This window comes from Luteibacter anthropi (assembly GCF_023699965.1).
In the GTDB taxonomy this organism is placed as follows: Bacteria; Pseudomonadota; Gammaproteobacteria; order Xanthomonadales; family Rhodanobacteraceae; genus Luteibacter; species Luteibacter anthropi.
Window position 1 is genome coordinate 552473 of sequence record NZ_CP077072.1, and the last position, 16007, is coordinate 568479.

The 16007-nt window shown below is 66.9% G+C and carries 16 protein-coding genes; 6 read left to right on the plus strand and 10 right to left on the minus strand.

Annotated features, from left to right (window positions below; genetic code table 11):
- Positions 1-118: 118 nt before the first annotated feature.
- Both recQ and KR767_RS02525 read right to left on the minus strand, forming a co-directional pair.
- The gene (gene recQ, locus KR767_RS02520) at positions 119-1933 is read right to left on the minus strand and encodes a DNA helicase RecQ (RefSeq protein WP_250877988.1); all 1815 of its coding nucleotides are present in this window, start codon (positions 1931-1933) and stop codon (positions 119-121) included.
- 29 nt (positions 1934-1962) lie between these two features.
- Positions 1963-2349, minus strand: coding sequence for an MGMT family protein (locus KR767_RS02525; protein WP_208392725.1), 387 nt, complete (start codon positions 2347-2349; stop codon positions 1963-1965).
- A gap of 57 nt (positions 2350-2406) precedes the next feature.
- Here KR767_RS02525 and KR767_RS02530 point away from each other — a divergent pair, with 57 nt between their 5' ends.
- Positions 2407-2811 (plus strand): hypothetical protein, encoded by a 405-nt coding sequence (locus KR767_RS02530; protein WP_166952949.1) that lies wholly within the window; start codon positions 2407-2409, stop codon positions 2809-2811.
- Positions 2812-3020: 209 nt separating this feature from the next.
- Here KR767_RS02530 and KR767_RS02535 read toward each other — a convergent pair whose 3' ends face one another.
- Both KR767_RS02535 and KR767_RS02540 read right to left on the minus strand, forming a co-directional pair.
- Positions 3021-4145: an inorganic phosphate transporter gene (locus KR767_RS02535; protein WP_166952952.1), complete on the minus strand. Its 1125-nt coding sequence runs from the start codon at positions 4143-4145 to the stop codon at positions 3021-3023.
- Positions 4146-4158: 13 nt separating this feature from the next.
- Positions 4159-4788, minus strand: coding sequence for a DUF47 domain-containing protein (locus tag KR767_RS02540; protein WP_166952955.1), 630 nt, complete (start codon positions 4786-4788; stop codon positions 4159-4161).
- Positions 4789-4894: 106 nt separating this feature from the next.
- Between KR767_RS02540 and KR767_RS02545 the strand changes: the two genes are divergently transcribed.
- Positions 4895-6217, plus strand: coding sequence for a hemolysin family protein (locus KR767_RS02545; protein WP_250877989.1), 1323 nt, complete (start codon positions 4895-4897; stop codon positions 6215-6217).
- 367 nt (positions 6218-6584) lie between these two features.
- Here the strand turns inward: KR767_RS02545 and KR767_RS02550 are convergent, their stop codons facing one another.
- On the minus strand, positions 6585-7349 hold the full coding sequence (locus KR767_RS02550) for an RNA methyltransferase (RefSeq protein WP_250877990.1): 765 nt from the start codon (positions 7347-7349) through the stop codon (positions 6585-6587).
- A 136-nt stretch (positions 7350-7485) separates the two neighbouring features.
- On the opposite strand from KR767_RS02550, the gene KR767_RS02555 reads away from it, so the two are divergent.
- Positions 7486-8295, plus strand: coding sequence for an inositol monophosphatase family protein (locus KR767_RS02555; RefSeq protein ID WP_166952964.1), 810 nt, complete (start codon positions 7486-7488; stop codon positions 8293-8295).
- Positions 8296-8533: 238 nt separating this feature from the next.
- On the opposite strand, the gene hda is transcribed toward KR767_RS02555, so the two are convergent.
- The 3 genes from hda to KR767_RS02570 all read right to left on the minus strand — a co-directional run bounded on the left by hda (position 8534) and on the right by KR767_RS02570 (position 11487).
- The gene (hda, locus tag KR767_RS02560) at positions 8534-9232 is read right to left on the minus strand and encodes a DnaA regulatory inactivator Hda (protein WP_166952967.1); all 699 of its coding nucleotides are present in this window, start codon (positions 9230-9232) and stop codon (positions 8534-8536) included.
- Complete coding sequence (locus tag KR767_RS02565; RefSeq protein ID WP_166952970.1) at positions 9229-10398, minus strand: AI-2E family transporter; 1170 nt, start codon at positions 10396-10398, stop codon at positions 9229-9231. The genes hda and KR767_RS02565 overlap by 4 nt, the downstream gene beginning before the upstream one ends.
- Positions 10399-10497: 99 nt before the next feature.
- The gene (locus tag KR767_RS02570; RefSeq protein ID WP_250877991.1) at positions 10498-11487 is read right to left on the minus strand and encodes a DUF2066 domain-containing protein; all 990 of its coding nucleotides are present in this window, start codon (positions 11485-11487) and stop codon (positions 10498-10500) included.
- A 137-nt stretch (positions 11488-11624) separates the two neighbouring features.
- On the opposite strand from KR767_RS02570, the gene purM reads away from it, so the two are divergent.
- The 3 genes from purM (at position 11625) to KR767_RS02585 (ending at position 14215) form a co-directional block, all read left to right on the plus strand.
- Positions 11625-12662, plus strand: coding sequence for a phosphoribosylformylglycinamidine cyclo-ligase (gene purM / locus KR767_RS02575; RefSeq protein ID WP_250877992.1), 1038 nt, complete (start codon positions 11625-11627; stop codon positions 12660-12662).
- A gap of 8 nt (positions 12663-12670) precedes the next feature.
- Complete coding sequence (purN, locus tag KR767_RS02580; protein WP_250877993.1) at positions 12671-13297, plus strand: phosphoribosylglycinamide formyltransferase; 627 nt, start codon at positions 12671-12673, stop codon at positions 13295-13297.
- A gap of 216 nt (positions 13298-13513) precedes the next feature.
- A complete protein-coding gene (locus KR767_RS02585) occupies positions 13514-14215 on the plus strand; it encodes a DUF3108 domain-containing protein (RefSeq protein WP_250877994.1) in 702 nt (233 codons plus the stop codon).
- Between the two features lie 193 nt (positions 14216-14408).
- Here the strand turns inward: KR767_RS02585 and murA are convergent, their stop codons facing one another.
- Entirely contained in the window at positions 14409-15668 is a 1260-nt protein-coding gene (murA, locus tag KR767_RS02590; protein ID WP_166952988.1) for a UDP-N-acetylglucosamine 1-carboxyvinyltransferase, read from the minus strand.
- Between the two features lie 47 nt (positions 15669-15715).
- On the minus strand, positions 15716-15955 hold the full coding sequence (locus KR767_RS02595) for a BolA family protein (protein WP_166952991.1): 240 nt from the start codon (positions 15953-15955) through the stop codon (positions 15716-15718).
- Positions 15956-16007: the final 52 nt, after the last annotated feature.

A 16007-nucleotide genomic window follows, 5' to 3' on the forward strand; every position in this document is an offset into this window, starting at 1 on the left:
AATGAGGCATTGCATCGAACGGGGCGAGCGGTTCGGTCGCCGTCATGGAGGTGAGGCACATTTGAAACGATGACGGCCCCCGGTCGCGCGCAAGGCGCGCTCCTACAGGGGCAATGGCCTATTCCGCGTGGGTCAGTACGGCCAGGAAATCCTTGCCGTAGCGCTTGAGCTTGTTCTCTCCGACACCGCTGATCGAGCCCAGTTCGTCTTCGTCCTGGGGTAGCGAGCGCAGCATCGCCAGGAGGGTGGCGTCGTGGAAAATGACGTAGGCGGGCACGCCGTGCTGCTTTGCCAGTTCGGCGCGTACGCGGCGCAGTTCGTTCCACAGCGGCATCTCGATTTCCTCGATGCCCAACGAGGCGCCGGAGACGGCCGGTGAGGATCTGGCAGTGCGCCGGCCGCGCGTCGGGCGTGCGTCCTCGCGCAGCCATACCTTGCGCTCGCTCTTCAGCACTGGTCCGCTCTGCGATGACAGGCGCAGCGTACCGTAGCCTTCCGGATCGGCCTCGATGAGGCCGGCGGCCAATAGCTGACGGAACACGGAGCGCCATTGCGTGGCATCCATGTCGGCGCCGACACCGAAGGTGCTGATCTTGTCGTGGCCCATGTCACGCACGCGCTCGCCGGCCTCGCCACGCAGGATATCGATGAGGTGCCCCGCCCCGTAACGCTGGCCACTGCGGTAGATGCAGGACAACGCCTTCTGCGCCGCCACCGTGGCATCCCAGGTCTTCGGCGGCACCAGGCAGTTGTCGCAGTTGCCGCAGGGCTCCGGATAGATTTCGCCGAAGGCTTCCAGCAAGAGCTGGCGACGGCAGCGCGTGGCTTCGGCGTAACCCAGCAGCGCATCGAGCTTCAGCCGCTCGATGCGCTTGCGGTCGTCGCCTGATTCGGACTGCGAGATCATCTGGCTCATCGTCACGACGTCGCCCAGGCCGTAGACCATCCATGCCTCGGCGGCGAGGCCGTCGCGGCCGGCGCGGCCGGTTTCCTGGTAATAGCCCTCCATGCTGCGCGGCAGGTCGAGGTGCGCCACGAAGCGCACGTCGGGTTTGTCGATGCCCATGCCGAAGGCCACCGTCGCCACCATCACGATGGCGTCCTCGCGCAGGAAGCGCTGCTGGTGGCGCATGCGTGTGTCGGCGTCGAGGCCGGCATGGTACGGCAGCGATTCCACCCCGGCCTCGGACAGCCACGCGGCCGTTTCGTCCACCTTGCGGCGGCTGAGGCAGTAGATGATGCCTGCCTCGCCGCGGTGTGCATCGAGGAAATCGAGCAACTGGCGACGGCCGTTTTCGCGAGGTGCCACGCGATAGCGGATGTTCGGTCGGTCGAAGCTGGAAACGAAGCGCCGTGCCTGCTGAAGGCCCAGGCGCTCGGCGATTTCCTCACGCGTGCGCTCGTCCGCCGTGGCGGTGAGCGCGATGCGCGGCACTTCGGGGAAGCGCTCGTGCAGGATGGTGAGTTGGCGGTATTCGGGCCGGAAGTCGTGACCCCACTGCGAGACGCAGTGGGCTTCGTCGATGGCGAACAGGGCGATGGGGATGCGGTCGAGCAGCGCCAGGAAGCGGCCGGTGAGCAGGCGCTCGGGCGCGACGTAGAGCATGTCCAGTTCGCCGGCGACGAGCAGGTCTTCGATCTCGCGCTGGGTGACGGCATCGAGGCTGGAGTTGAGATAGCGCGCCTTGACGCCGGCTTCCAGCAGGGCGTCTACCTGATCCTGCATCAGGGCGATGAGCGGCGACACGACGATGCCGGTGCCGTATCGCATGAGCGCGGGTATCTGGAAGCACAGGGACTTGCCGCCGCCGGTGGGCATCAGGACGAGAGCGTCGCCGCCAGCGGCGACCTCCTCGACGATGGCCTGCTGCTGGCCGCGGAACGCGGGATAACCGAATACGGTGTTGAGAAGGTCGAGAGCCTGGGACTGCATCCGCGAATGCTAGCAAACCCCGCCCCTGCTCAACCGCCCGGCCAGCCCCAGATCGCGCGATCCAGATCGTGATCCAGGCCGAAAGCACTCATCGGCACGCGGCCGTCCTTCACCGTGACGCCCTCGGCCTTCAGCCGCTTGCATTGTTCGCGGTAACTCCGCGTGCCTGCGGGAATACCGATCTTGCCATCGGCACGAAGCACGCGGTGCCAGGGCAAGTCCGGGCGATTGGGCGCATCGCCCAGCACCCGCCCGATCAGGCGGGCACGGCCGGGGTAGCCGGCGCGGGCGGCGATGGCGCCATAGCTGGCGACGCGCCCACGCGGAATGGCGGCCACGGCCTGGAGGATGCGGCTGGCACGCAGCTCGCGGGCTTCGTCGTCGTCGAGTTCGTCGGTCATGGGCGTGGCGTGCATGCGGGGGAAACATCCGGGAGCGTACCATCGGATTCCCGAACGACGGACCCCAAGGCCATGCGTCACTTCGAGGCGATCCGCTCCCATATCGGCGGGCTGCACAAGCTGCGCCAGAACGAGCCCTATGTCATCAGCTTCGACCTGCAACTGCGGGGTGGAAGGCATCAGGGCATCTATCTTGCCGAGTTGGAAGACGACGACGGGCGGCGGTATGTGCGGCTGTCTACGCCGATCGGGCCGCTGGCAGGGGTGGATGCGCGGCGCTGCCTGCGGTTCAACTGGGAGCAGCGCACGGGGTTTCTGGCCGAGGCGGATCTCGATGGATCGCCGTATCTGCATCTGTGCGAGAACCGGCCGTATGACTCGCTGGACGAGCGGGAGCTGGCACGGTTGATCCAGGTGCTGGGGTATACGGGGGATCAGCTGGAGCAGGTGGTCAATGGGGAGGCGGATGCGCTGTAGGCATCGCGGACACGGTCTGCTCCTACGCCTTCGGTAGGAGATTCATTGCCGGAGGCGGTCGCGCGCGAGGCGCGCTCCTACACAAGCTGCCTTGTAGGAGCGCGCCTCGCGCGCGACCGGACCGAAGCGGCGTTTGCACGTGAATCAGACACGGCGGTAAAGCCGAAGCCTCGGAAAGCGCCCTGTGCGCGACCGGTTCTGGCCGCGACTCAGAAGAACAACCGCCCCAGCTTCACCAGCCCGTAGCCGATGGCCGCCGTGATCGGCAGCGTGAGGATCCACGCCCAGACCATGCGCTCCACCACCGACCAGCGGATGGCATTCAGGCGCTTGGCCGCGCCCACGCCCATGATCGAGGCCGATACGTTATGCGTGGTGGATACCGGCACGCCCAGCATCGAGGCGGTGAGGATCACGGCCGCCGAGCTGCCTTCGGCCGCAAAGCCATTGATGGGATGCAGCTTCACCATCTTGTGACCCAGCGTCTTGATGATGCGCCAGCCGCCACCGGCCGTGCCGGCCGCCATCGTGAGCGCGCAGACCACCTTCACCCAGATCGGGATCGGGAAACCACCCGCGGCAGCCGGATCGTGCGGAATACGCAGGAAGTCGAGGAACACCGGCAGGTGGTCGAACTGCCCCGCCGCCGTGGCGCCGGCCAGGGCCAGCGCGATGATGCCCATGCTCTTCTGCGCGTCGTTCATGCCGTGCGACAGCCCCATGGCGCTGGCGGAGAGTATCTGCGCCTTGCCGAAGAAGCTGTTCACGAAGGGCGTACGACCCAGGCGATGCAGGAAACCCTTGCGGCTGGAGAAGAAGCCCAGCAGCGCATACAGGCCGCCCATGATGAGAAAGCCGATCACGAAGCCGAGGAAGGGCGAGACGATCATCGGCACGATGACCTTGGGCAGCACGCCCTTGCCCAGCCACCAGTGTGCCCCGCCCTGCCACCAGATGATCGAGTGGACATTGCCTTCGGACGCCGCCAGCGCGGCGCCGCACAGGCCACCGACCAGCGCATGGCTGGAACTGGACGGCAGGCCCATCCACCAGGTGATGAGGTTCCAGATGGTGGCGCCCAGCAGCGCGCTGATCAACAGGTGCGAGCCGACATCCACCACGCCGGTGTCGATGAGGCCCGAGGCAATGGTGGCGGCCACGGCCGTGCCCCACAGGGCACCGGCAAGATTGGTGACGGCGGCCAGCAGGACGGCCTGACCGGGCGTGAGTACCTTGGTGGCGACCACGGTGGCGATGGAGTTCGCCGTGTCGTGGAACCCATTGATGTACGTGAACGCGAGGGCGATCAGGACGACCGCGATAACCATGCTCATGAGACGGCCGCCGTCAGGAGTTCTTGAGCACGATGGAATAGACGACGTTGCCGACGTCGCGACACTTGTCGACCGCCTTCTCCACCAGCTCGAAGAGATCCTTGGCGAGCACGGCGCGGATCGGGTCGGAGCCTTCGGCGTAGAGCGTGCGGTAGGGGTCGAGCAGCAGGCGATCGGCCTCGGACTCCAGCGCCTGGAGCTGGTCGCGCAGTTTCTTCACCGGATCGATCTTCAGGCCGTGGCGCAGCTGGCCGATCATGGCCACCACGACGTCGGCCGAGCGCTCCAGCAGCACCGCGCGCTGGCTGAAGTCGATACCCTGGAGGCGTTCGGCCACGATGACGTAGCGCTCGGCGAACTTTTCGATGGTCTTGGGGATCTTGTACAGCGCCGAGTTCAGGGCTTCGATGTCTTCGCGGTCGAGCGCAGTGACGAAGGTGTTGACCAGTTCCTCGCCGATCTGGCCGTGCAGGGCCTTCTCGCGGGCCCGGGCCGTGCTGAAGGCGGCCATCACGGGCGTACGGTCGGTCTGGGTCACCAGTTCGCGCATGGCCTTGGCGCTCTCGCGGGCGGCTTCGGCACTGGCCTCGAGCAGGCCATAGAACTTGTCGCCCTTACCGAAGATCGTCTGGAGTGAAAACATGGGGTTGCCTGAAGGGACATGGGAAAATATGACGACTATGTTACCGGACACCTTCGTGCGACCGCAGCATCCCGCCCACACCCCGGGTCTGGTATAAGGCCCGCGCATGCTCACCGAACTCCTGCTGGTATTGCTCCTGTCCCTCGGCAACGGGTTCTTCGCCCTGTCCGAGATGTCCGTGGTCGCCTCGCGCAAGAGCCGCCTGAAGCAGCTGGCCCGCGACAGCCGGCGCGCCCGGGTGGCCCTGCAACTTGCCGAATCGCCCGAACGGTTCCTCTCGACCGTGCAGATCGGCATGACCCTGATCATCCTGGTCACCGGCGCCCTGGCGGGCGACCAGCTGGCCGAGCACTTCGCCGAGCTGATCCATGGCGACGGCCCGGCCTGGCTGGAGCCCTATATGCGGGTGCTGGGCTGGCTGGCCGGTTTCCTGCTGATGTCGCTGGTGCAGATCGTCGTCGGCGAGCTGGTGCCCAAGCGGGCGGCCCTGACCGCGCCGGAGCGCATCGCCTGCCAGATCGCCGTGCCCATGCTGGTGATCTCGCGGATCGTGCTGCCCATGGTGTGGCTGCTGAACCACCTGTCCACCGCCATCCTGCGTGTCATGCGCCTGCACCGGCATAGCTCGTCGGCAGCCACGGAAGAGGAAATCCGCCTGCTGGTGGCCGAAAGCGCCGAGCAGGGCATCCTCGACAGCGACGAGCGCAACATGGTCAATCGCGTGCTGCGCCTGGGCGACCGCACCGTGGGCTCGGTCATGACCCCACGCAAGAAGATCGCCTGGCTGGATATCGGCCTGTCCCGCGAGGACAACCTGGAAATCCTGCGTGCCACGCCGTATTCGCGCTACCCCGTGTATCGCAACGATGAGAGCGAGGTGGTGGGCACGGTCGAGGTCAAATCACTGATCCGCTCGCTGGAACGCGGCGAGGTAGACCTGTTCGCCCATATCGCTCGCCCCCTGTTCGTCCCGGCCACGGCGCGTGCGCTCGACCTGCTGGAATCCTTCCGTGACGCCGACACCCAGCTGGCGCTGGCCGTGGACGAGTACGGCGACATCGAGGGGCTGGTCACCCTCAACGACCTGCTCTCGGCCGTGGTGGGCGCCACCGCGCCAGGGGCGGACGACACCGACCAGGACGGCCCGATCATCCGCCGCGACGACGGCAGCTGGCTCATCGACGGCGTCCTGCCCGCCGACGACCTGCGCGAACTGCTTCAGCTGGATCGCCTGCCGAACGAGGACGAGCACGACTTCCGCACGGTGGCCGGCATGATGACCACGCAATTCGGTCATATCCCCCGGGCGGGCGAAGCCTTCGACTGGCAGGGGCATCGCTTCGAGGTGATGGACATGGATGGCGCGCGCATCGACAAGCTGCTGGTCAGCCCGGCCGCCCCCACCCCCCCGAACCCGGACGCCCTGTAGGAGCGCGCCTGCGCGCGACCGGGTGGAACGAAAAACCTGATATTTCCCGCACATTCGGTCGCGCGCGAGGCGCGCTCCTACAGGGACGCCCGCGCCCGGAGCCGTCGTTCCAGCGAAAGCTGGAACCCAGCGCGGTGCAATAGGTTGTCGCCATAGGGCTACCTACGCAAAAAGCCGATGCAGCGCCCCTGCCTTACTGCCAAACCGGGGCGCTGGGTTCCTGTTTTCACAGGAACGACGAATAGGCAGGTGACGTCACCGTGGATGTCTCAGTCGCCCTTTTCCGCCATGTAGGTAGGTGGCCTCACCGTGGATATCTCCGTCGCCCTTTTCCGCCATGTAGGTGGGTGGCCTCACCGTGGATATCTCAGTCGCCCTTCTTCGCCATGCCAGCCATGCGCTGAGCGTCGGCCAAAATGCCGTGCAGGATGCGCAGTTCGCGCAGTTCGGGGCGTGCGCGCAGGAACAGCTTGCGCAGCTTCAGCATGATGGTGGTGGGCGAGCGGCCCTTGTGGAACTCGATGTCGTCGAGCGTCTCGGCCAGGTGGGTGAAGAAGCGCTCCACCTGCTCCGCGTCGGCCGGTACCTCGTCGGGGTCGAGGGCGACCTCCGGGGCCTTGGCTTCCTCGGCCACCAGGGCCATGCGGATCTCATAGGCCACCACCTGCACGGCCTGCGACAGGTTCAGCGAGCTGAAGTCGTCCACGCTGGGAATGCGCACCATGGCATGGCAGCGCGACAGCTCGTCGTTCTCCAGGCCGGTGCGCTCGTTGCCGAAGACCAGGGCCACCTGTTCGCCACGGCGGGCGGCGGCAATGGCCTGGGCAGCGCCCTCGCGCGGGTCCAGCTCGGGCAGGTTCACCCCACGGCGGCGGGCGGAGAGACCCAGGGCGAAGGTGGTGCCGGCCAGGCCGGAGACCAGGTCCTCGTGGATGGCAGCGTTCGCCAGCACGTCGTCGGCACCGGCCGCCAGGGCCGTGGCTTCCGGGTCGGGGAAGCGGTGCGGAGCGACCAGGGTCATCCGGTCGAAGCCCATGGTGCGGATGGCGCGGGCCGCCGAGCCGATGTTGCCCGAATGGGAGGTCCGGACAAGGACGAAGCGAAGACGGTCGTGCAATTCGGACAGGGCCATGCGGACAAAGGGCTGCTAAGGACGGGTCGGAAAGTCTACACCGCCCCTCGGCTTGGGCCTCACGGCTGCCGGTGGTAAACTTCCCGGTCGTTGCGGCTTAAGACCGCATCCCTGTTCTTTTGCCAAGCCGATCCCCATGCCAAGACCCGCCGTCAACGTCGCGGCGCGCGCCGCGCGCTCCGCAGGAAACATCATCCTGCGCTACATGAACCGCATCGAGGGCCTTTCGGTCGTCGAAAAGCAGCGGATGGACTTCGCGTCCGAGGTCGATCGCCTCGCCGAAGCCGAGATCGTCAAGGAACTCCGCCGCGCCTACCCCACCCACGCCATCCTGGGCGAGGAGTCGGGTCAGATCGGCAAGGGACCGCTCACCTGGGTCATCGACCCGCTGGACGGCACGCACAATTACCTGCGCGGCATCCCCCACTTCTGCGTCTCCATCGCGCTGCTCGACAAGGGCGAGCCGGTGTATGGCGTGGTCTTCGATCCGCTGCGCGACGAGCTGTTCACCGCCAGCAAGGGCGACGGCGCCTACCTCAACGATCGCCGCATCCGCGTCGGCCGTCGCGACGGCATCGCCGGTGCCTTGCTCGCCACGGGCTATCCCTACCGCGTGCGCAACCACATCGAGTCGCAGCTGGCCATGACCAGCGCCCTGCTCCGTGAGGCCGAGGACATCCGCCGCATGGGTTCGGCCGCGCTGGATCTCGCCTACGTGGCCGCCGGCCGTATGGACGGCTTCTTCGAGCCGGGCCTCAACGTGTGGGACATCGCCGCGGGTGCGTTGCTGGTAGCCGAGGCAGGTGGTGTCTACAACGACTTCGCCGGTCGCAAGGGCCTGCCGGAAAGCGGCAACATCATTGCCGCGAACCACAAGGTAGCGCTTGCGATGACGGAAGTGGTGGGTGCCAATGCCACGCCGCGCCTGCTGGGTGTGTCGGACTGATTCGCGATACCGGTCGCGCGCGAGGCGCGCTCCTACAAGAGCACGGTGCCTTGCGCGCGCACGATACCCTGTAGGAGCGCGCCTCGCGCGCGCACGATAATCCTGTAGGAGCGCGCCTCGCGCGCGACAAGCCAACGAAGCCCTGACGCCGCAAGGCTCATCGCTCACGCTGGCGTATCGTGCGTGGGGCGTATTTTCTGGGGTTTACCGTGTCACCCGGTCGCGCGCAGGCGCGCTCCTACATGGCCTTGAGCAGGTTGCGCAGGAAGGGCACGGTGACGCGGCGCTGTGCCGCCAGGGTGGCGCGGTCGAGCGTGTCGAGAAGATCCAGCAGGGCGCCAAGATCACGCGCGTGATGCGAGAACAGCCAGTCGAGCACGGTGTCGTCCAGCTCGATGCCACGGCCCCGCGCATGCTCGCGCAGCACGTGGCGACGTTCGGCGTCGTCCAGCGGCTTCAGCGTGAGCTGGGTGAGCGAACCCAGGCGCGAACGCAGGTCGGGCAAGGCAATGCCCAGCGACACCGGCGGACCACTCGCTGCGAACAGCAGTGTGCAGCCTTCCGCGCGATAACTATTGAAGGTGTCGAACAGCGCGTGCTCGGCATCGGCATCGCCGGCCACGGCTTCCAGATCGTCGATCGCCAGCACATCGCTGCCCGCCAGCCCACGGATGGCTTCCGCGCGCGAACCGCGAAGGGCTGACAACGGCAGGTATTGCACGGTACGGCCCGCATCGATCGCCGCCTGGCAGGTGGCGATGAGCAGGTGGGTGCGACCACTCCCCAGCGAACCACTCAGGAAGACCCACGGCGCATCGGCAGACACCGAGGCTGCGCGCAGGGCTTCGACCGCGGCGGCATTGCCCACGGGATGGAAATGCTCGAAGCGCTGGCGGCGTGGCCAACGCAAGGCGAGCGGGAGTTGCTGACTCGTCATGAATTTCCGTCGTCGGGAAGCATCGGACGAGGACGCCGGGCATTGACCGTGACGTCCACATCCACATCGACATCCACCTTCGCCGGCTCGGGATCGGGCTGGGCAGCCGGCTCCGTGTAGAGATCGCTCTCACGGTAACGGGCGAAGACGTAGCGCAACAATACCACTACCACCGACGCGGCCGGCAGGGCCAGCAGCACGCCGAGGAAGCCGAACAGGTGACCGCCTGCCAGCACGGCGAAGATCACCGCCACCGGATGCAGGCCGATCTTGCCGCCGACCAGCCGGGGCACCAGCACGTAGCCTTCCAGCAGCTGGCCCACGGTGAATACCACCGCCACCAGGATCACGTGCAGCCAGTCACCGTACTGCACGAGGCCGGCGATCATCGCGGCCACGAAGCCGATCATGAAACCGAGGTAAGGCACGAAGCTGAGCAGGCCCGCGATCATGCCGATCAGGGGGCCGATGGAAATGCCTACAGCGGTGAGCGCGATGCCATAGAACACACCCAGCGCCAGCATCACCAGCAACTGGCCGCGAACGAAGGCGCCAAGCACCTGGTCCGATTCGCGCGACAGGCGAACCACGGTGGGTTCGATCGAGCGCGGCAGCAGGCGCTGGATGTGCGCGATCATCGTGTCCCAGTCACGCAGCAGGTAGAACGCCACGACCGGGATCAGCACGAGATTGGCCATCCAGGTGATGATGCCCATGCCCGACTGCGTGACCTTGGCCACCGTGCGGGCGGCGATGCTGCCGATGGAGCCCATATGCTCGCGAATGGCGGCCAGCACCTTGTCGGCATTGAACGTATCCGGCTCCAGGTGCAGGCGCTGCTGGATCCACGGCAACGCCGTGCCACGCACCCATTCGATGTAATGCGGCAGGTTTTCCGAGAGGTTTTCCACCTGGTGCGAAATCAGCGGCACCAGCAGGATCAGCACGCCGATGAAGATCACGATGATCACGGTGAACACGATGCTCACCGCCCAGGCGCGTCCCATGCCCAGGCGTTGCAGGCGATCGGCCAGCGGGTCGCCCAGGTAGGCGAGCATGCCCGCGATGGCGAAGGGCATCAGCACCGGTGCCAGCAGCCAGATCACGAAAACGATGACGGCGGTGAGGCCCAGCATCTGCCAGCGGCGCGAGTTGTCGTGAGTCATGCGTGTCCTGGATGGGCATGGGAGCAAACCGCCATGGTCCGGTGGCGGAAGTGACGGCATTGTCGCGGATCGTGCCCCCTTCGGGCGAATCCTGCCGTGTCAGGGAACCCAGCGCGCGGCGAGGTCGGCACCATCGTGGGCGGCGGCCTGGAGCACATGGCCACCCGAGGCGTACCCGGCCACGAGACGAGCCAGCGGCGCGCCCGCGCTCACGTTGAGCATCACGCCATCGGCCGTGGCGCCGACCGGCACCACCGACTTCACGGCCGGGTCGTTCTGGAAGGTGGAGAGCAGGCCGGCGTAATCGTTGGCCGAATGCAGGCCGGTGACCCAGACCTTGCCGCTGGTGCTGCCGCCCTGGGCGGCCGCGAACTGGCGATCAAGCTTGTCGGCCACGGCATTGGCGCCGTTGGTGAGCAGGGCCGGACGGGCTTCGCCGCTGTCCTTCCAGTCGCTGGAGCGGCCGCCGGCCAGCAGGGTCCAGTCGACGGTCTGGTCGGCATTCAGCCGGCCGATCAGGACGGTGCCCGTGTTGTACTGGCGCGTCACGGTGGCCATGGCCGCCGTATCGCCCTTGGCCAACGCATCGGCATCCACCGGTGCGTCGGCGCGCGGGGTCACCACCTGGTAGCCACGGGTGTCGGCCATCTGGGCCAGCGGGGTCACGTCCTGGGCACCCAGCGGCTTGCCCGCGGCATCGTGGATCACCACCAGCAGGGGCGGCTTGGGCGCTGCCACGGCCGCATCGCCTACGGCGAGCACACGGCGGATGGCACCCGGGTCGAACACGATCTCGAGACTGAGCGGCGCGCCGTTGGCCCCGCCCGTGCGCGAGTACTGGTATTGCTGGACGAGGCCACCGGGCGATTTCATCGCCTCGGCATAGCCCGGCTTGTTGCGCGGATCGGCGCCATTGGTGGCCCGTGCCAGCACCTGGGTAAGACCGTTGGAGAAGGCCTGGTCGCGCACCGCCGCACTGGTGTCGGCCACGGGCACGGTCACCGTATACAGCGGGGTCTGGGCCATCGCGCCGCCCGCGAACAGGGTCAGGGCGAACAGCAGGAAGGCAAGGAGGCGGACTGGGCGCATGGTCTTGGCGTCGCTCTGTGAAGGCGGGAAGTCTGCCCAAAGCGTGTCATGGCGTCCATCCAGGGGGCGTGAGAACCCCGGACGCCAGTCAGCTTGCTGCTATCATGCACGGTTTCCCATACGTGCCGGAACCGTCCATGTCCTCCGATCAGGGCTCCCTCACCTACCGCGACGCGGGTGTCGATATCGATGCGGGCAATGCGCTCGTCGAGCGTATCAAGCCGATGGTCAAGCGCACCTTCCGTCCCGAAGTGATGGGCGGGCTGGGCGGCTTCGGCGGCCTGTTCGACCTTTCCGGCCGCTACAAGGAGCCCGTGCTGGTCTCGGGCACCGACGGCGTGGGCACCAAGCTCAAGCTGGCCCACCAGCTCGATCGCCACGACACCATCGGCATCGACCTGGTTGGCATGTGCGTCAACGATGTCCTGGTGCAGGGCGCCGAGCCGCTGTTCTTCCTCGACTACTTCGCCACCGGCAAGCTGCACGTGGATACCGCGGCGGCCGTGGTCTCGGGCATCGCCCGCGGCTGCGAACTGGCCGGCTGCGCCCTCATCGGTGGTGAAACGGCCGAAATGCCGGACATGTACCCGCCGGGCGAGTACGACCTCGCCGGTTTCACCGTCGGTGCGGTGGAGAAGTCGGCCATGAACGACGGTTCGAAGATCGTCGCCGGCGACGTCATCCTCGGCATCGATTCGTCCGGTCCGCATTCCAACGGCTACTCGCTGGTGCGTCGCATCCTCGAGCGCGCCGGCTCGCCGCTCGACACCGACGTGGGCGGCATGAAGCTGGTGGACGCCCTGATGGCGCCCACCACCATCTACGTGAAGCCCATCCTCGACCTGCTGTCGAAGGTGGACATCCACGGCATGGCCCACATCACCGGTGGCGGCCTCAAGGAAAACATCATCCGCGTGGTGCCGGACGGCCTGGGCCTGTCCATCGATGCATCCTCGTGGGAGCTGCCGCCGGTGTTCCAGTGGCTGCAGCGCGAGGGCAATGTCGCCCGCGAAGAAATGTGGCGCACGTTCAACTGCGGCATCGGCTTCACGGTGCTGATCTCGGCCGGACAGGTCGAGGCCACGCAGGCCGTGCTGAATGGTCATGGCCTCGCCTCGCGCGTGATCGGCAAGGTCGTCGCCGCTTCCGGCGACGAGCGCGTCCACATCGCCTGAGCCCGTCCGTGGATCGCCCCCTGCGCGTCGCCGCGCTCGCCTCCGGGCGAGGCAGCAACCTCGCCGCCCTGATCGCCGCGCGGCTACCCGTGGAGTTCGTGCTGGTCGGCAGTGACAAGGCCAGGGCCGGTGCGCTGGCCGTGGCCGCCGAGGCAGGCATCCCCACGATGCACCTGAGCCCGCGCGACTTCCCCGATCGCGTAGCGTTCGACCGTGCGCTTTTCGGCAAGGTGGCCGAAGCGAAGCCCGATTTGCTCGTGCTGGCCGGCTACATGCGCATCATCGACGGCAGCGTGGTAGCCGGCTGGGCAGGCCGGGCCATCAACATCCATCCGTCGCTGCTGCCGAAGTACCGGGGCCTGCATACGCATCGGCAGTGCCTTGAAGCCGGCGATGCCGAGCATGGCGCCAGCGTGCATTTCGTCACCGCCGAACTGGATGGCGGCCCGGTGATCGCGCAGGCGCGCATTCCGGTGCTTGCCGGGGACACCGAGGAATCACTGGCCGAACGCCTGCTGGTCCAAGAGCACCGGCTGCTGCCGGCGGTGGTGTTGGCAATGGCCGCAGGACGCCTGTCCTGGTCGAACGGCCCGATGTTCGACGGCCACCCCCTGAAAGCCCCCCTATCCCTGTAGGAGCGCGTCTCGCGCGCGACCGGCCAGATCCGTGAATCTCAAAAACTCCGCTCCCCCTGTAGGAGCGCGCCTCGCGCGCGACCGATCAAGGCCGCGAACCCGGTTTTCTCGCGACAACCGGTCGCGCGCGAGGCGCGCTCCTACACGAGCAGGCGGTGTTGAGGGAAACCGTCGGGTTGTCGACCTGCGTTCAGTCAGGGCCGTTATATTGAGCCCATGAAGACGCCCAACCTCCTCCGCGCCGGCCTTGCGCTGGCTCTCGCCCTGCCTGCCGCCGCGTTCGCCGCGGACGTGCCGCAGTCCTTCACCGCCACCTATCACGTGCTCCAGGGCGGCAGCCCGCTCGGCGATGCCACCGTGACCCTGAAGCCGGCCGCCAACGGCCAGTTCGAGTACACCAACAAGACCCAGGGCACCTCCGGCCTTGCCGCCGCACTGGGCGCCAGCACGTCGGAGACCTCGGTATTCACCTGGTCGGGCAAGGTGCCGCAGGCTGTGTCGTATCGCTATGAACTGGCCTCCGCGCTGAAGCCCAAGAGCCGCTCTCTGACGATCGAAGGTGGCAACGTGCAGGTGCAGGACAACAAGAAATCGTACAGCTACCCGGCCCAGCCCGGCATGGTCGAGCGCAACACCCTGCCGCTCGCGCTCGGTGTCGCCCTGCGTGGCGGGGCCAAGGAAGCCAGCTTCCCGGTGGCGGTAAAGCAGCGGGTGGAACAGCAGGCGTTCAAGATCTCCGGCAACGAAAAGGTGACGGTGCCCGCGGGTTCGTTCGATACCGTGGTGGTGTCGCGCAGTGACGGCGAAGGCGGTTTCAGCGCGTGGTACGCGCCGACGAAGTATCCCGTGCCGGTGAAACTGGCTCAGAGCGACGGCGGTGACCTGACGCTGGAACTGGTGAAGTTCGAAGGCAAATAAAAAAAGAACCCGCCGAATAGCGGGTTCTTTTTTTCCGGTGCCCTGCGGCTTCTCGTAGGAGCGCGCCTTGCGCGCGACCGGTTTTCGCGACCACAAATCCGGGTTTTTCGCGAGAACCGGTCGCGCGCAAGGCGCGCTCCTACAGGGGCATCGCATGCGGCGGGGCGGACAGTGTCCGCTGCGGGGAATGCAATCAGCCCGGCAGGCGGCGGATGCGCGCGCCCAGGACGCCGAGCTTTTCCTCGATGTTCTCGTAGCCGCGATCGATGTGGTACACGCGATCCACCGTGGTGTCGCCTTCGGCCACGAGGCCGGCGAGCACGAGGCAGGCCGACGCACGCAGGTCGGTGGCCATGATCGGGGCACCGCTCATCTTGGGCACGCCCGTGATGATGGCGGTGTTGCCTTCAAGGCGGATATCCGCACCCAGGCGTTGAAGCTCAAGCGCATGCATGAAGCGGTTTTCGAACACCGTTTCCGTGATGACGCCAGTGCCCTCGGCCACGCAGTTGAGCGCGGTGAACTGTGCCTGCATGTCGGTGGGGAACGCCGGGTACGGCGCGGTGATGATGTTCACCGCCTTCGGACGGCGACCCTGCATGTCGAGCTCGATCCAGTCCTTGCCCGTGCTGATGTGCGCACCGGCTTCTTCCAGCTTCTGCAACACGGAATCCAGCGTGTCGGCACGCGCGCCACGGGCGCGGACCTTGCCGCCGGTCATCGCGGCGCCAACGAGGAAGGTGCCGGTTTCGATGCGGTCGGGCAGCACTTCGTAGTGCGCGCCGTGCAGGCGTTCCACGCCTTCGATCACCAGCGTGGAGGTACCCACGCCGTCGATCTTCGCGCCCATTGCGATGAGGCAATGCGCCAGGTCGACGACCTCGGGCTCCTGCGCCGCGTTTTCGATGATGGTGGTGCCCTGGGCCAGCGTGGCGGCCATCAGGATGTTCTCGGTGCCGGTGACCGTGACCATGTCCATGACGATGCGGGCGCCCTTCAGGCGGCCGGCCTTCGCCTTGATGTAGCCGTTCTCGACCGTGACCTCGGCGCCGAGCGCCTGCAGGCCGCGGATGTGCTGGTCGACCGGACGCGAGCCGATGGCGCAACCACCGGGCAGCGAGACCTCGGCCTTGCCGTAGCGGGCCACCAGCGGACCGAGCACGAGGATGGACGCACGCATGGTACGCACCAGCTCGTACGGGGCGATGCAGGAGTTCTCGGGGCGCGGGTCGATGTGCATCTTCATGCGGTCGTCGAGGACCACGCTGACGCCCATGCGGCCCAGCAGTTCGATGAAGGTGGTGACGTCGTGCAGGTGCGGCACGTTGCCGATGCTGACCGGTTCGTCGGCGAGCAGGCAGGAAGCGAGAATCGGCAGGACGGCGTTCTTCGCGCCCGAAATACCGACCTCACCCTGGAGCGGCTGACCGCCGCTGATGAGGATCTTGGCCATGGATGGATGCCTTGAAAGGAAAGACGTGACGGAAGTCGAAGGGCGCCTTAGCGGCGGCCGGCGGCTTCTTCCGGGGTGAGGGTCTTGAGGCCCAGGGCGTGGATGGCGCCGCCCATGAGGTCGCCAAGGGTGGCGTAGACCAGGCGATGACGGGCGAGAGGCAGCTTGCCGGCGAACTGTTCCGAGATGACGTCGGCTTCGAAGTGGACGCCGTCGTCACCGCGCACGTCCACCCGGGCGCCGGGCAGGCCGGCTTCGATCAATGCCTGGATGCGGGCAGCGTCCATGGATTCTCCGGTAGGGGGAGTCGCTGCGGCCGGGCGGAGGTTCCGAAACGGA

What these genes read in the sequence shown, in the direction of transcription:
- KR767_RS02565 (WP_166952970.1), bottom strand. Translation starts at nt 10,398, where the DNA reads ATGACTCACGACAACTCGCGCCGCTGGCAGATGCTGGGCCTCACCGCC.
- recQ (WP_250877988.1), bottom strand. Translation starts at nt 1,933, where the DNA reads ATGCAGTCCCAGGCTCTCGACCTTCTCAACACCGTATTCGGTTATCCC.
- hda (WP_166952967.1), bottom strand. Translation starts at nt 9,232, where the DNA reads ATGACGAGTCAGCAACTCCCGCTCGCCTTGCGTTGGCCACGCCGCCAG.
- KR767_RS02535 (WP_166952952.1), bottom strand. Translation starts at nt 4,145, where the DNA reads ATGAGCATGGTTATCGCGGTCGTCCTGATCGCCCTCGCGTTCACGTAC.
- KR767_RS02550 (WP_250877990.1), bottom strand. Translation starts at nt 7,349, where the DNA reads ATGGCCCTGTCCGAATTGCACGACCGTCTTCGCTTCGTCCTTGTCCGG.
- KR767_RS02595 (WP_166952991.1), bottom strand. Translation starts at nt 15,955, where the DNA reads ATGGACGCTGCCCGCATCCAGGCATTGATCGAAGCCGGCCTGCCCGGC.
- KR767_RS02530 (WP_166952949.1), top strand. Translation starts at nt 2,407, where the DNA reads ATGCGTCACTTCGAGGCGATCCGCTCCCATATCGGCGGGCTGCACAAG.
- KR767_RS02570 (WP_250877991.1), bottom strand. Translation starts at nt 11,487, where the DNA reads ATGCGCCCAGTCCGCCTCCTTGCCTTCCTGCTGTTCGCCCTGACCCTG.
- KR767_RS02555 (WP_166952964.1), top strand. Translation starts at nt 7,486, where the DNA reads ATGCCAAGACCCGCCGTCAACGTCGCGGCGCGCGCCGCGCGCTCCGCA.
- KR767_RS02525 (WP_208392725.1), bottom strand. Translation starts at nt 2,349, where the DNA reads ATGCACGCCACGCCCATGACCGACGAACTCGACGACGACGAAGCCCGC.
- purM (WP_250877992.1), top strand. Translation starts at nt 11,625, where the DNA reads ATGTCCTCCGATCAGGGCTCCCTCACCTACCGCGACGCGGGTGTCGAT.
- KR767_RS02540 (WP_166952955.1), bottom strand. Translation starts at nt 4,788, where the DNA reads ATGTTTTCACTCCAGACGATCTTCGGTAAGGGCGACAAGTTCTATGGC.
- KR767_RS02545 (WP_250877989.1), top strand. Translation starts at nt 4,895, where the DNA reads ATGCTCACCGAACTCCTGCTGGTATTGCTCCTGTCCCTCGGCAACGGG.
- KR767_RS02585 (WP_250877994.1), top strand. Translation starts at nt 13,514, where the DNA reads ATGAAGACGCCCAACCTCCTCCGCGCCGGCCTTGCGCTGGCTCTCGCC.
- murA (WP_166952988.1), bottom strand. Translation starts at nt 15,668, where the DNA reads ATGGCCAAGATCCTCATCAGCGGCGGTCAGCCGCTCCAGGGTGAGGTC.